The sequence below is a fragment of the Thermobaculum terrenum ATCC BAA-798 genome, assembly GCF_000025005.1.
Lineage (GTDB): Bacteria > Chloroflexota > Chloroflexia > Thermobaculales > Thermobaculaceae > Thermobaculum > Thermobaculum terrenum.
The window spans coordinates 910,753-924,558 of the sequence record NC_013526.1; the positions used below are offsets into that span (position 1 = coordinate 910,753).

18 protein-coding genes are annotated in these 13,806 nt (G+C 61.1%); 16 read left to right on the plus strand and 2 right to left on the minus strand.

The genetic code is table 11. The features are described 5' to 3' along the window. Positions 1–27: 27 nt before the first annotated feature. The 15 genes from TTER_RS13675 (at position 28) to TTER_RS13745 (ending at position 10,399) form a co-directional block, all read left to right on the plus strand. Positions 28–369: a rhodanese-like domain-containing protein gene (locus TTER_RS13675; RefSeq protein WP_012876639.1), complete on the plus strand. Its 342-nt coding sequence runs from the start codon at positions 28–30 to the stop codon at positions 367–369. Positions 370–372: 3 nt separating this feature from the next. Continuing rightward, complete coding sequence (locus TTER_RS13680; RefSeq protein WP_012876640.1) at positions 373–1,137, plus strand: sulfite exporter TauE/SafE family protein; 765 nt, start codon at positions 373–375, stop codon at positions 1,135–1,137. 19 nt (positions 1,138–1,156) lie between these two features. Beyond that, positions 1,157–1,582 (plus strand): ArsR/SmtB family transcription factor, encoded by a 426-nt coding sequence (locus TTER_RS13685; RefSeq protein WP_012876641.1) that lies wholly within the window; start codon positions 1,157–1,159, stop codon positions 1,580–1,582. Continuing rightward, positions 1,579–3,009: an MBL fold metallo-hydrolase gene (locus TTER_RS13690; protein ID WP_012876642.1), complete on the plus strand. Its 1,431-nt coding sequence runs from the start codon at positions 1,579–1,581 to the stop codon at positions 3,007–3,009. The genes TTER_RS13685 and TTER_RS13690 overlap by 4 nt, the downstream gene beginning before the upstream one ends. Before the next feature lie 13 nt (positions 3,010–3,022). Next, complete coding sequence (locus TTER_RS13695; protein ID WP_012876643.1) at positions 3,023–3,418, plus strand: DUF302 domain-containing protein; 396 nt, start codon at positions 3,023–3,025, stop codon at positions 3,416–3,418. Positions 3,419–3,478: 60 nt separating this feature from the next. Beyond that, positions 3,479–3,862 carry an SHOCT domain-containing protein gene (locus tag TTER_RS13700; protein ID WP_012876644.1) on the plus strand — a complete coding sequence of 128 codons (384 nt, stop codon included), beginning with the start codon at positions 3,479–3,481 and terminating at the stop codon, positions 3,860–3,862. A gap of 16 nt (positions 3,863–3,878) precedes the next feature. Next, positions 3,879–4,283: a DUF7712 family protein gene (locus TTER_RS13705; protein ID WP_012876645.1), complete on the plus strand. Its 405-nt coding sequence runs from the start codon at positions 3,879–3,881 to the stop codon at positions 4,281–4,283. A 9-nt stretch (positions 4,284–4,292) separates the two neighbouring features. Beyond that, positions 4,293–4,979 carry a protein disulfide oxidoreductase gene (pdo, locus tag TTER_RS13710; RefSeq protein WP_012876786.1) on the plus strand — a complete coding sequence of 229 codons (687 nt, stop codon included), beginning with the start codon at positions 4,293–4,295 and terminating at the stop codon, positions 4,977–4,979. A 52-nt stretch (positions 4,980–5,031) separates the two neighbouring features. Further along, positions 5,032–6,135 carry a winged helix DNA-binding domain-containing protein gene (locus tag TTER_RS13715; RefSeq protein ID WP_012876646.1) on the plus strand — a complete coding sequence of 368 codons (1,104 nt, stop codon included), beginning with the start codon at positions 5,032–5,034 and terminating at the stop codon, positions 6,133–6,135. Between the two features lie 54 nt (positions 6,136–6,189). Beyond that, positions 6,190–7,023: a glycerophosphodiester phosphodiesterase gene (locus TTER_RS13720; RefSeq protein ID WP_012876647.1), complete on the plus strand. Its 834-nt coding sequence runs from the start codon at positions 6,190–6,192 to the stop codon at positions 7,021–7,023. Next, entirely contained in the window at positions 7,020–7,637 is a 618-nt protein-coding gene (locus TTER_RS13725; RefSeq protein WP_012876648.1) for a bifunctional 4-hydroxy-2-oxoglutarate aldolase/2-dehydro-3-deoxy-phosphogluconate aldolase, read from the plus strand. Before TTER_RS13720 ends, TTER_RS13725 begins: the two co-directional genes overlap by 4 nt. Before the next feature lie 165 nt (positions 7,638–7,802). Beyond that, positions 7,803–8,618, plus strand: a complete 816-nt coding sequence (locus TTER_RS13730; protein WP_012876649.1) for a hypothetical protein — start codon at positions 7,803–7,805, stop codon at positions 8,616–8,618. 12 nt (positions 8,619–8,630) lie between these two features. Further along, positions 8,631–9,257 carry a hypothetical protein gene (locus TTER_RS13735; RefSeq protein WP_012876650.1) on the plus strand — a complete coding sequence of 209 codons (627 nt, stop codon included), beginning with the start codon at positions 8,631–8,633 and terminating at the stop codon, positions 9,255–9,257. An 11-nt stretch (positions 9,258–9,268) separates the two neighbouring features. After that, the gene (locus TTER_RS13740; protein ID WP_012876651.1) at positions 9,269–9,748 is read left to right on the plus strand and encodes a hypothetical protein; all 480 of its coding nucleotides are present in this window, start codon (positions 9,269–9,271) and stop codon (positions 9,746–9,748) included. Positions 9,749–9,988: 240 nt separating this feature from the next. Next, the gene (locus tag TTER_RS13745; protein ID WP_041425332.1) at positions 9,989–10,399 is read left to right on the plus strand and encodes a helix-turn-helix domain-containing protein; all 411 of its coding nucleotides are present in this window, start codon (positions 9,989–9,991) and stop codon (positions 10,397–10,399) included. On the opposite strand, the gene TTER_RS13750 is transcribed toward TTER_RS13745, so the two are convergent. Further along, complete coding sequence (locus tag TTER_RS13750) at positions 10,392–11,543, minus strand: SH3 domain-containing protein (RefSeq protein ID WP_012876652.1); 1,152 nt, start codon at positions 11,541–11,543, stop codon at positions 10,392–10,394. The genes TTER_RS13745 and TTER_RS13750 overlap by 8 nt on opposite strands. 194 nt (positions 11,544–11,737) lie before the next feature. On the opposite strand from TTER_RS13750, the gene TTER_RS15150 reads away from it, so the two are divergent. After that, positions 11,738–12,430 carry a thermonuclease family protein gene (locus tag TTER_RS15150; protein WP_241215260.1) on the plus strand — a complete coding sequence of 231 codons (693 nt, stop codon included), beginning with the start codon at positions 11,738–11,740 and terminating at the stop codon, positions 12,428–12,430. Positions 12,431–12,599: 169 nt separating this feature from the next. Here the strand turns inward: TTER_RS15150 and TTER_RS13760 are convergent, their stop codons facing one another. Beyond that, positions 12,600–13,775 (minus strand): trans-sulfuration enzyme family protein, encoded by a 1,176-nt coding sequence (locus tag TTER_RS13760; protein WP_012876654.1) that lies wholly within the window; start codon positions 13,773–13,775, stop codon positions 12,600–12,602. Positions 13,776–13,806: the final 31 nt, after the last annotated feature.

The window sequence follows — 13,806 nt, forward strand, 5'->3', positions numbered from 1 at the left end:
AATAGTCATATCTGATAGGAGGTGCCTATGCCCTGGCAGTGGTGGAGATCGAATGTAGATGAGGTAGAGGCAAGTGAGGCCGCGGTCAAGCTGAGGGTCGGAGAGGCGCAGGTCGTGGATGTGAGGGAGCCCCACGAATGGCTGCAGGAGCACGTGCCGGGGTCAAGGCACATCCCGCTGGGAGAGCTCGCCAGCCGAGCTCACGAGCTCTCCCCAAAGCTGCCGGTGTTCACCCTTTGCGCCAGCGGCCGCAGGAGCAAGGTAGCTGCTGAGATCTTGCAGCGAGCAGGCTATGAGCAAGTAGCGAGCATCAGGGGAGGAATCAAGGCTTGGAAAGCGAATGGCTACAGCGTGGTCTCAGGGAGGTAGGCCGTGCATACCACCCTGCTGGCGATAGTTTTGGGAGGCGGCGTCGGATTGATGCTTGGCGCTATGGGCGGGGGAGGCTCCATCTTGGCCGTACCGCTGTTGGTCTACGTGCTTGGGGAGGACCCGCACAGTGCCACCACCACTTCCCTGCTGGTAGTGGGATGGACGGCAGCGGTAGCAGCCGTCCAGCAGTTGCGCATGGGCAGGACGAGCCCCTGTGCGGGGCTGATCTTCGGCGGCATCGGAGGGGCCAGCGCCCTCCTAGGGGCCTGGCTCAACAGGCTGGTATCGGGTCAGGCTTTGATGTGCCTGTTCGCGCTGCTGATGCTGGCGGCCGCCTTCGGCATGTCCCGCAAGCGGCTGCCAGTAGACAAAGAGAACGAATTCAAGTGCCAGGATCGAGCTGTGAGGCTGGGCGTGACCGGTGGGGCTGTGGGGGTGCTAACCGGGTTCTTTGGGGTGGGCGGAGGTTTCGTGATCCTGCCAGCAATGGTGCTCGCCGCGGATCTGCCGATGAAGCTCGCCGTGGGGACATCCCTCCTGGCGATAGCGTTGCAGGCTGCTTGGGGCGTGGTGGGGCACCTGGGCTTGGGTACGGTGGCCTGGGGAGTGACATTACCTTTCCTTGTGGGCAGCATCGCCGGAGGATTGGTCGGGGGCAGGCTCGCAGCACTCATACCCCCGAGACTCGCCACAAGGGGATTTGCGCTGCTGCTAGCACTGCTGGCTGTGTACCTGCTGTACCGAAACTGCGCAGCATTTATATGATTCCCTGGAAGGAGGTCTTATGGAGATAGAAGGAGAAGAGCTTAGAAAGCTCCTGCTGCAGATGCAGGCACAGATCTGTCAGACGCTGGCCGATCCCACGCGCCTTGAGCTGCTCTACCTATTGGGCGAGGGTGAGCGCAGCGTGAAGGACCTCGTGGAGCTGACGGGGCTGCGCCAGAGCAACATCTCCCAGCACCTGGCGCTCATGCGGGAACGGGGGTTAGTGGTCGCCCGGCGTAGCGGCAACAGCGTCTACTACTCGCTGGCGAACCGCAAGATCCTGGAAGCCTGCAAGCTGACGCGGGAGATCCTGTTGGAGAGGCTCCGCCGTGAGAGGGTACTGTCCACCCTCTCGGGAACAGGGTGGCCCTCTCAAGAGCCGACGAAAGCAGTATCATTTACCCACAACGACGGGGATATGGGGACAAGAGGAGGTAGATCATGATCCTGAGAATGCTATACAACGACCAGCTGGCGCAGGCCAGCTACCTGGTGGGGTGCCCCGAGTCTGGAGAGGCGCTCATCGTGGACCCCAACAGGCACGTGGAGCAATACCTAGAGCTGGCCGAGAGGCTGGGGCTGCGCATCACCGCCGTCACCGAGACGCACATCCACGCGGACTTTGTGTCGGGCTCACGAGAGCTGGCCGAGGTCACGGGGGCACGTCTGTATCTCTCGGATGAGGGGCCCAGCGAGTGGAAATACCCCTACGCCGCGGAGGCGGGCGCGGTGCTGGTGCGCGAGGGCGACGCCTTTGAGCTGGGCAGCGTGCGAGTCGAGGTGATGCATACGCCGGGGCACACCCCCGAGCATATCAGCTTCATCGTTACGGACAAGGCACGCGGGAGCGAGCCGCTGGGTGCGTTCACTGGGGACTTCCTATTCGTGGGGGACGTCGGCAGGCCCGACCTGCTGGAGAAGGCAGCCGGCATAACCGGCACCATGGAGCAGGGCGCTAGGCAGCTTTTCGACTCCATCCAGCGCTTCAGGACCCTGCCCGACCACCTGCAGATATGGCCTGCGCACGGTGCGGGCAGCGCCTGTGGTAGGGCACTGGGGGGAGTGCCCCAGAGCACGCTGGGCTACGAGAAGCTGTACAACTGGGCTTTCAGCACCCAAGACCCTGAGGAGTTCATCCGCCGGGTGCTCGAGGGGCAGCCCGATCCGCCGCGCTACTTCGCGCAGATGAAGCGGGTCAACAAGGAAGGCCCGGCGATAGCCAGCAAGCTACCAGCGCCTGCGCCTCTGGCCTACGGCGACATCGAGGTAATGCTCCGTCAGGGATTGGTTGTGGACACCCGGCCGGCAGACGTCTACAGTCAGGGGTTCATCCCCGGCACGATCAACATCCCCCTGGGGGCATCTTTCCTCACCTGGGCGGGGTGGCTTCTCCCATACGATCGGCCCATAGCGCTCGTGATCGACAGGGAGAAGCTGGAGCACGCCACGCAGCTCCTGAGGCTGATCGGACTGGACAACCTGCGGGGCTACTGGACTCCAGCCGTGATAGACCGTTGGGCAGGCGAGGGTAGGAAGTTGGCCACCTACAGGCGTCTCACGCCCGAGGAGGCTGGGCAGCTCCTCGGGGACGGCGTGTGCGTGGTCGACGTGCGCTGGGACAGCGAGCGAGAGAAGGGGTACGTGCCGGGCAGCATCCACTTACCGCTGGGCTACCTGGAGGAGCATCTCGAAGAGATACCCACGGACAAACCCCTCCTCGTGTACTGTGCCAGCGGTACCCGCTCGGCGATAGCGTCCAGCATCCTCGCTGGGAGGACGCGCGCGCCCGTGATGGACATCAAAGGGGGTTTCGATGCCTGGAAGGCCACGGGCAATCCCGTGGAGGAGCCCAAGAGCACTACGACCGTGTAAGGAGGTGTGCAAGATGGAGAGGACACTGAGCTATGGCTTCGGACGCAAGTTGGATATGCCCTACGAAGAGGCCGTCGCCAGGACGAGGGAGGCCCTCAAGGAACAGGGCTTCGGCGTGATCAGCGAGATAGACGTGCGACAGACGATGAAGGAGAAGCGAGGTGTGGACTTCCGACCCTACGTCATCCTGGGAGCCTGCAACCCCGAGATGGCGGAGAGGGCGCTCGAGGCCGAGATCGATCTGGGACTGCTGCTGCCCTGCAACGTCGTCGTCTACCAGAGCGACGGCGGGAGCGTGGTGGAGGCCATGGACCCAGAGGCTGTCCTGGGCTTGGTCCACAACCCCAGCCTCGAGGCCATAGCCAGCGAGGTGAGGGAGAGACTGCAGCGGGCGCTGGAGGCGATCTAGCGGGCCGTCGTGGCCCGAGCTTTGCTGGAGATGCTCCCAGGAACGTTCGGAGGAAGCGGAATGAACGAGACCGTTAGGGCCGTACTTATAGCCGCCATGATAGGTTTGCTCCTGTTGGTGCTGCTCTTCCTGCTGCCCATGCTCACTATGGCAGGTATGATGTGGGGGACCGGCATGCCCGCGACTGCCCCCGGGGGCAGGTTCTCTCCCTGGGTGATGTTGCTGTACGCGGTGATCTTGGTACTGGTGATCTTGGGAGCGTTCCTCCTAGTGATATGGCTGGGGAGGTCGCTGGGCAGCAGGCCCGAGCATCAGGAGGACGAGGCGCTGCGCATCCTCCGCCTCAGGTACGCTCGCGGGGAGATCAGCCGCGAGGAATATGAGCGCATGCTCAAGGACCTACAGCCCTGGCACGATCAGGACACTACAGTACGTTTACAGTAGAGAGTGGAGGTGACCGATGCACTCTGATGAGCACTACGTGGTCAACTTGTGGTACCCATCGGCTGGGGCTAGGGGACTGTACTTCGCCCGCGGCAGATTCAGGGCTCAAGACCTCTACCTCGGTGGAACTCTCGCAATAGTAGTGCACTCTCCACCAGAAGTCCTCACTGTCGAGATGTTCACCGACTCAGGTAAGCTCGTAGCGCGAGGGCAGGATCTACCGGCTACCGACGACTCCCCCATGGCGCGCCTCACGATCCAGGGCCAGGACGTCCGCAGGGAAGACGTATGGCCCAGCGAAGAGGACCTTGGCAGGCTGGTGATCCTTCCTGGGGGAGAGATCGGCAAGCTGGTCAGTTGGTGGCACGCCGATGACCGTTCGGAATGGCGCTGGCAGCTGGAGTTCTACAACCATCGTTAGGAGGTACCTATGGCAGTGCTATCGGACAGAGACAAGGAGAAGGTGCGCAAGACCTTCGAGGAGAGGCTCAAGGAGCCAGTCAGCATACAGCTCTTCACCCAGCACGAGTCGCCTCTCGTGCTGCCGGGACACGAATGCGCCACCTGCCGGGAGACACGTGAGCTCCTAGAAGAGGTGGCCAGCCTCAGCGACAAGATCTCGCTGGAGGTCAAGGACTTCCTGACCGACAGGCAGGAGGCCGAGAGCATGGGGATCGAGCGCATCCCGGCGATCCTGCTGGACGGCAAAGTAAAGGGGAGGGTGCGGTTCTTTGGTGCGCCATCCGGCTATGAGTTCTCGGTCCTCCTGCAGGATATCGTGGACGCCTCCAGCGGCGAGCTAGGGCTCTCCGAGGACACCCTGCGGAAGCTGGGGGAGCTGCAGGAAGACCTGCACATACAGGTGTTCACCACCCCCACTTGACCCTACTGTCCAAGAGCGGCCAGTTTGGCCCACAGGTTGGCGATGGCGAGCGAGCGCATCACCGCCGATGCCGTGGAGGTGAGCGAATACCCAGAGCTCATCAACAAGTACAACATTCGCGGTGTACCCAAGATAGTGATCAACGACCAGGTGGAGTTCGAGGGAGCCCTGCCTGAGAAGCAGTTCGTGGAGCGGGTGCTGAGCGCCGTGCAGCAGGAGGAACAGCAGGGTTGAAAGCTGCCCTCTGGTTCTGGCATCCTGTAAGCACAGCACCAAGGAGCCATCGTTGGCCAATAGGAAGCTATCGACCCGCGAACTCAACCGCACGCTGCTCGCCAGGCAGCTCCTGCTCGCACGCTCGAGCGACTCGGTGGATAGAGTTCTCCGGAGGTTGGTGGCCCTCCAATCGCAGGTGCCCCAATCTCCCCACCTAGCGCTCTGGAGCAGGGTCGCGGACTATACTCCAGATAGTCTCAACTCCCTGGCGAAGAACCACAGGGTGGTCCGGGCCACGGCGATGAGGGCCACCCTGCACACGCTGCTGTCGGAGGACTACCTACGGTTCCGTTCTGCCCTCCAGCCGGCCATGAGTAAAGCATTACGAGGGTTCTTCAGCAGTAGCTGGAAGGAGATAAATCTCGAAGGTATCCGTCTACTCGGCGAGGAGTTCATGGCTGTCCCACACACCTTCGCCGAGCTCAAGGCCCACTTCGGCCAACACCCCCTCTCCTGCTCACCCGAAGCTGCTACCTACGCAGCCCGCACTCACCTACCACTGGTGCAGATCCCCGAGGACAAGCTCTGGGGCTATTCCAATAACCCCAAGTACGTATTGGCCTCCGAGTGGTTGGGCAGGTCCCCCCAGGAAGATGACGGGGCCTTGGCCTCCCTAGCGAGGCGCTACCTGCAGGCGTACGGACCGGCCTCACGGCAGGATCTCGAGTACTGGACGGGCATGACAGGTATGAGGGGGGTGCTGGAGAAGCTTCGGCCCGAACTGGTTGAGTACGTGGACAAATCAGGCAAAAAGCTGATGGATCTTGAGGAGGCGGAGATCTTGCCTGGCGACGTCCCTGCCCCGTTGCGGCTGCTACCGGAGTGGGACAGCGCCCTGCTAGGGCATGTCGACCGGAGCAGGATACTGCCTGAGAGCTACAGGAAGGCGATAGTGCGGACCGTGGGCAGGATTATGCCTAGCGTGCTGGTGGATGGCTTCGTCGCGGGCACGTGGCAGATCACAGCCAGCAGCAAGCGCGTTCGCCTCGAGGTCACCCTGTTTGCCCCTGTGCCCGAAGGGACGCATCTCGAGCTCGAAGCCGAGGCCTGGCGGCTACTGCAGGACCTTTATCCCGAGGCACGACACACGGAGGTGCTTATCAAAAGGGGCTAGCTTATTTTCCCCGCAGCATCCATAATAAAGGTAGTACGAGCTGGAGAGATCACGATGTACCTATGGAATCCCGGCAGCTGGTGGGAGAGGGGCTTTGTAGTAGGGCAGGAGCAGGAGCTCACCCTCTCCAGCACGATGGCCATCGCCCACAGGGGTGCGTCGGCGCTGGCCCCGGAGAACACGTTGGCGGCCTTCATCACCGCCGTCGAGATCGGTGTGGATGCCATCGAGCTGGACGTGCAGCGCACGAAGGACGGCCAGCTGGTATGCATCCACGACGCCCATTTGGAGAGGACCACAGATGGCGAAGGCATGGTGGGCGACCGTACTCTCAGGCAGATCAAGCTGTTGGACGCCGGTTCATGGTTCTACTCACCGGAGGTGCGCCCAACCTGGCCTAGGTACTACTTCGAGGTGCCCACCCTGGAGGAGGCGATCGAGATCACCCGCGAGAGATGCAGGCTGATCATCGAACTCAAGAACCCCGAGCTCTACCCGGGCATAGAGGAGCAGGTGGCCAAGGTGGCGCCCGAAGACGCGATCTTTCAGTCCTTCGACGTCGGCTGCGTGCGCCGCATGGCCTCCCTGGTGGGCAGGCAGCGCTGCTTCCAACTGTGGGGACCCCGAGCTCCCCTCTGGAGGCGCAGGTTCGAGGAGGTCACGGAGTACGCTGGGGGAATCTGCATGCACCATGTCACCGTAAGCCGGAGGATAGTAGCTATCGCCCACTCGCTGGGGCTAGCAGTTACCACCTACACCGTCAACTCCGAGCGCGAGATGTCCCGCATGGTGAGCCGCGAGGTGGATGGCATCATCAGCGATAACCCAGTCCTGCTCTGCAGGCGCATCAGGGAGCGCCTACCTCAGGCCGAGGAGGAGGCCTCGTGACGCTCATACCTCCCAGGGAGCCCATAGCGATCGTCAGGCTGGACGATCTCTCCGCGAGCGTCGAGCTGAGCAGGGCGCTGCTCGCGGGAGGCGTTGGGATCGTCGAGTTCACCCTCACCAACCGCAAGGCGCTCGATGCCGTGGAGAATGTGCGGGAGCACCTAGGCGACCACATGATCGTGGGTGCCGGCACCGTGCTCGACGCCGAGAGCGCCCGCAGCGCCATCCTTGCAGGCGCGCAGTTCCTCGTCACGCCCGTGCTTGCACCGGAGGTAATCGACTGTGGCCGCAGGTACGGCGTGCCGGTGATGTGCGGCGCGCTCACTCCTACCGAGATCCTCTCAGCCTGGCAGGCGGGAGCGGACTTCATCAAGGTCTTCCCGGCACGCACCTTCGGCCCCGCCTACATCAAGGATGTGCTCGCCCCACTGCCGATGCTGCGATTGGTACCCACGGGCGGCGTAGACGCCCACAACTGCCGGCAGTACCTGGAGGCCGGCGCTTACACCGTCGCGCTCGGTAGCAACCTAGTGAACCCTAGGAAGGTCTCCGAGGGCGATTGGGAGGGTATAACCAGGGCGGCGTCCCAAGTGGTATCCGCCTGCAGGGACTAAGGACCCCTTCCCATAGCGGCAACCTGCAAACTCCTACCGCTCATTCCCAACGCTCGCTATCCCGAACACAATGCTAGCCATATTCAATGCACACATAGCTATTGTAATCGTAGGACGCGATGTGTATAATAAGCTCATATATCAATCGCTTCCTAAGGGGGGAGTATGAGCGAGCACTTGCCTGGATTATGGGGGGGGGTATACTTAGGGCTTATATTGCTAGCGTGCGCAGGACTTTGGATAGCACTAGACCGCCCAGCCCAAGCCAACCATGCTTTTGATCCCTGGAAACACGTGGAGTCCATTCACAGACCAGTTGGTGTCCTGGAATACGCTTGTGCCGGAGATACGACCGAACTAGATGACACCGCCGTGCGCAGAAGGATAATCAACGCTCTCAAGTACGACAATCCAGACCTAGATTGGCATCTCCCTAAGGACGATACATGGTTTCCCCAAGGCAACGATTTGATCTCGTTTTACATGTGGCCGCAGAGCTGCAGTTGGTTAGCTACCAACGATCCTATTGCTTACGAAAATACCCCCTTTAGATATCGCAGCCGCAGCCTGGATGATGTTAGGGACGCATGTCGTTCTGTTGGATCAGTCTACGCATGTGCTTTGTGGAGAGATCCGGTCTGGGTCTACAACAACCAGACGCCCGGCACCGCCCACACCGACTACCGCTACTTCGATATCTGGATGTGGAGCGAGCTCCTGGACGATGCCAATGATGCTCCATACTACGGCAGCCCAGACGGCGTAACCGTCCGCAGAGCATTCGTTAACCACGAGACCGGTCACGCCCTTGGCCTCGCCGACCCGCTCAGGCAGCCTGACGGTAGCTACGCTCCCTGTTCAAACGATAGCATCATGCACTTCCCGGCCCCGTATTGCCCCAACAATTCATGGTTTCGCCAGCCCCAGGAGGCCGACCGCAGGAAGGTCAACTGGATATCGATCAACGACAGCACGCCGTAAAGGAGATAGGTGATGCGCTCCATAAGTAGCTTCAAGATGAGATCGCTGATAGCCCTGGTACTGGGCGTGCTGGCCGCAGCTTCTTGGGGTCTTGCAGTCCATAGGATAAGTCAGGGGGCTTCTCCCACGAGCGTGGATTCGTTGCTCTTGAGCTCTAATCGGTCGGGTCTAGCGATATGTGTAGATTCAAAGACCGCGGCTATAAGCGATGATGACCTTAGGCGCGACATCCAGGATGCCATGATGCAGTTGAAGGCCCATCCACACTTCGTTAGCGCTGGATTGGCAGTAGCCGAACCCAGAATCGATATCAGCTGCCCGGGGCCGGCCAGAATGCTTGATCCCAACTTCGACCTGGAGACCGGCATGATACCAGGTCAGTCCGATGTGGTGACAGATCCCAGTCAATATAGGGTGTTCGTGTTCCTGGTTGAAAAGGAGGTGGTAGCAAAGGCCAATGGATATCGAGAATATCCACAGGAGACGTGGTGCCCACAGGGAGGCGATGCCTGTGGGGAGGTCACTACAGCTCTATACCTGACACCGGAGGATCTTACCTTGCCAGCGCGTCTGGAGAGATTGTTGACTCTAGCTGTGGGGTTGGATCCTGATCCCAGCACGCCCAATCCTTTCAAGTAGGAGGTATAGTCATGAAGGCGCTTAGAATCTGGACAGCATTGCTACTGGTGCTAGTCATGGCAGTGCCAGCACAGGCCAAAGAGCATAAAGACAACTACGTAAACATCACCTTCGAGCTTACCATCTACGGCGATGCCCAGAAAGATTCAGCCTTCTGGATAGGATGGGACTACGTGCGCCCACTAGGTATTACTCCCTGGCCCTACGGCCTGTGTGGCGATAATGTACAATCTTTCCCAGTCCGACCCTGTAAGGGACATGGGACCACCTATCGATACAAGACCGAAATCCCAAGGGGCAGAACGATAATTTTCGGCTTCTGGAGGGCTCGAAAAGGTAATTTGAACGATAGCTTTGGAGCTTTCTTCAGCAAGACGATGCGATTAACGCATGATACCAGGGTCAGGGCCTGGTACAGGTTCCCCGAGGCGCATGAAGAGTTCATGCCCAAGATGCCCCAAACAGGCGCCGGAGGCATGGCAGGCAGGTAGTTGAGCTTGCAGGGTGCAGCACAAGAGGTAGGGTGTTGTCCCTGTACCATGATACCTACGGGGGGATATCCTGCTGCAGGATCCTCAAACATTTCTACATCTTCTCACATCCTCAAACACATACGGAAGTATTACCCTGTGGTAGTGTCGTGGGGTGCGACACGAGGAGTAAGAGCCGTGGCTGAACATAGCGCTACCATAAGAGGAGCCGCACCGCCTAGTGCGGTGTAGGGCTTCCTGATGGCCCTCACACGCAGACAGAGACAAGTGCTGAGCCTGGTGGCCCAGGGGCTGACGGACAAAGAGATCGCCAAGCGCTTAGGGATAAGTACCCATACCGTCTACAACCACATGAGCTCCATCCGCAGAACCCTAGGTGGAGGCACCAGGGTGGAGCTGGTCCAGGCCGCGGGCGAGGCTCTGCCAGTGGCTGAGATCAGGGTGGAAGGGATTACGCCCATCGCGCTAGTGCGCCAGCAACCAGACGGAGAGGAGACCATAGTGGCTTTGGGGGTAGTGCTGCCCTCCGGCAGGGTGGTCATCGAGTGGGAGGAGCATCCCAAGGGGCTGAGCATCTACGACTCTCTCCAGGCCATGCTAGAGGTACACGGCAGGCGTGAGCATACCAGGGTGGCCATCGGATCTAGTTAGGGGGCGGAAGCAGGAGGTCGGATCTTACCCATCCAGTAAATCGCCCATAGCGCACGCCGTACCAGTAGTAGCCGTCTATGCCCAGCACCGTTCTCGGCGAGGCCAACACGAGCTTCCTGTTCGGTATCAGGGTGATCACCGGCGCCTGCATCGAGGGCTTCGCCCGCAGATTGGCCCCAGCGTACCCCTGCGGAGAGGCATCCACCAGCATCCGCCTGGAGGGGGGCCCTCCTGGGACGTCCCGCACCAACAGGTCGCTCCTTATCCAGCCCTTCAGATTGCCGTAGCGCACCTTGTACCACCTATCGCCATCGGGGCCAGGGATCTTGTTGCTGAGTACCGAGACCGCCTCACCGTTGGGGATCAGCATCAGCAGCTTGGACCTGGTCGTAGGCTCCAGCCTGAGGTTCGCTCCCACGTAGCCCCCAGAGGTCCCGTCCACGTACATCATAGTCGCTGGCACGGGCCTGCTCTGCACGTTCTCTCCAGAGTAGTCGTACGGCAGGCGTGCTCCTGGAGTGGGACAGGCTCCTTTGTCCCATATACCCACCCTGTTCTCGCGCGCCCCATCCATGGCGGCTTGCAGCTCCTGACCAAAGGTCAGCATGCTGCTGCCCTCATCCTTGACACGCGCGTAGCCATGGCTGAGCATCCACACGTTCACCATCTCCCCCCTAGAGTTCCACACGTAGGCCATCATCTCTCCTAAGCTGTCGCGCACTCCCAGGGACGAGTCGGTCTCAAGCTTGACCTCCTCGCCTGCTGCGCTCCGGAGGGCCTCCTGCGCCTTGTCGCCATAGCACTGGTCGGGAGATGGCGCCTGCACCCCTATCAGATGCACCACTTCCACCCGGCCATCAACCCGCACACGGAGGGCATCTCCCTTCAGCACATCGACCACTGGATAGTACTTCCCGCTGGGTGCTGGCGTCTGCGTGGCAAGCGCAGAGGCCTCGATCAGGCCAGCACTCGCTGTGGCAGCCCTCTGAGGTCGATCCCTTGAAGCCTGCTCCCCACGGCCTATGGAGCAGGCCACCAGTAGGATCGAGAGGCACAGCCACCACACCCACCAGCACTTGCCGGGGGCGCATCCACGATCACTGTGAACAGTGTGATACGGTTGTTGGCGTCGATCTAAGTTCATGCTACACTTCTACTGTTGTTGCTATTGTACACGCACAAAGCGCCAACAGACACATTTTATGTAGACTGACCACATTGCTATGCGATAAGTTCCCATAAGGAAGGAGGGCCATGGACAGACGCTTCTTGCTCGCCGGCGGCGCTATCCTCCTGTTCTCATGCCTCTGCCTACTGGTAGGCATTGTGATAGGCTTAATGCTGACACCGACATCTGAACAGGCTAAACAGGTCACAAGCAGGACAGCGGTCGTTGGCGTAGCAACGCACTCAACACCCTCGTTTTCCCCCATGCAAACTAGCACACCATTCAAGAATCTGGAAGGCCCATATAAGGTCGCTAGGGTCGTGGACGGCGACACCATCCGGGTAATCATCAACGGGGAGGAGGAGACCGTCCGCCTGATCGGTATCGATACGCCGGAGACGGTGGACCCCAGGAAACCAGTGGAGTGCTTCGGGCGCGAGGCCAGCGCTGCTGCCAAGAGGATGCTCGAGGGCAAGCAGGTGTACCTAGAAGAAGACCCCACGCAGGGCAAGCGCGATCGCTACGGCAGGCTGCTGGCCTACGTGTGGGTCGACCACACCCTCTTCAACCTCTGGATGATCCGCCAAGGGTACGCCCACGAGTACACCTACGACGAGCCCTACAAATACAGGGATGAGTTCCGCGCCGCCGAGCGGTACGCTCGCACCCACGACGTGGGGCTGTGGTCTCCACACACCTGCAACGGCGACACCGATCGCCCGGCCTCCGGGACCAGCGGCCATGTGGCCCCAACGCCGGCGCCCCTCTGGCCGCTCGACGACCACCTCGCCCTCTATGGAAGCGGGCTTGTGGGACATGCTCTGAGATCAAGCCCCAACCTGCCCTCACCTGTCAGCGCATGAGATCCGCAGAGCAGATCCCCACGCTCTCGGAAGCACCTAGCCGAGCCTATGAACAAAGATCGATACGAGACGCAGCATCAGAGGGACCACACAGCTGGTGCTCAACTAACGGGGCATCTAACCAGACATAGAACCCACGCTGTAGGTGGGGCTGGGCTTGGCCTCCGAGCTATGACAGCGCCTGCTCCAGGTCCTCGATGATGTCCTCCACGTCCTCCAGCCCCACAGAGAGGCGCACGAGGCCGGGCGATATGCCGGCTGCTCTGAGCTCCGCCTCGGAGTTGTGGGCGTAGACCATCGAGGCTGGATGGGTGATCAGCGTCTCTACACCACCCAGGCTGACTCCCAAAGCGCACACCCTGGTGCGCCCAATAGCTCTGTAAGCGGCATCGTAGCCCCCCTTGAGCTCGAAGGAGAGCATGCCGCCGAACCCGCCAGGCATCTGCCTGCGAGCCAGCTCGTGCTGCGGGTGTGAGGGCAGCCCCGGGTAGTAGACCCTCTCCACTGCAGGATGCCCCTCCAGGAAGCGCGCCACCTCCATGGCGTTGCGGTTGTGCTCGCGCATGCGCAGGCCGTACGTGCGCAGCCCCCTGAGCAGCAGCCAAGCCTCGAAGGGATGCAGCACGGGGCCGTACACCCTCAGGTACTCCCAGGCTCGCTCCACCAGATCCCTCCTGCCGGCCACCACCCCAGCCGTGACGTCGGAGTGTCCTCCCAGGTACTTCGTAGCGGAGTGCACCACCAGGTCGTACCCCAAGGCTATCGGTTGCTGGTTGTAAGAAGACGCGAACGTGTTGTCGGTGATCGCTATCGCACCGTGGGCGTGCGCCAGCTCGGCAGCGAACCGCAGGTCCGTTACATCCAGCGTGGGATTGGTCGGGCTCTCGGTGTATACCACGCGAGTGTTATGGCGTATCGCCCGCTCGAACTCCTCCGGGCGGCGCTGGTCCACCTGTGTAACCTCCACCCCGTACCGAGGCAGCACCTCCGCCAGGAGGGTGATCGTAGCTGTGTAGTGTGTGCGCTGGGCAACGACGTGATCGCCAGCCTGCAGGTTGGACATTAGGGCCACGGTGATGGCGGCCATCCCGCTGCCCGTCGCTAGCGCGGCCTCGGCCCCCTCTAGATCGGCAAGTACCCTCTCCACCTGCTTGGTGTTTGGGGAGCCGTAGCGGGTGTAGAACTTGGCGGGAGCGATCTCTGCCCCCAACCTTGCGCCCTCCTCAGGCGACGAGAGTCTATAGGTGCTGGTCTGGTAGATGGGCGGGGAGATGGCGGAGCTGTCGTTCAACTCCTCATCAGCGTGTATCAGGCGGGTCTGCAGCCCTCTGCGCTCTCTGGTCAACGGACTACCTCCTGACTGGAAAGAACTTAGG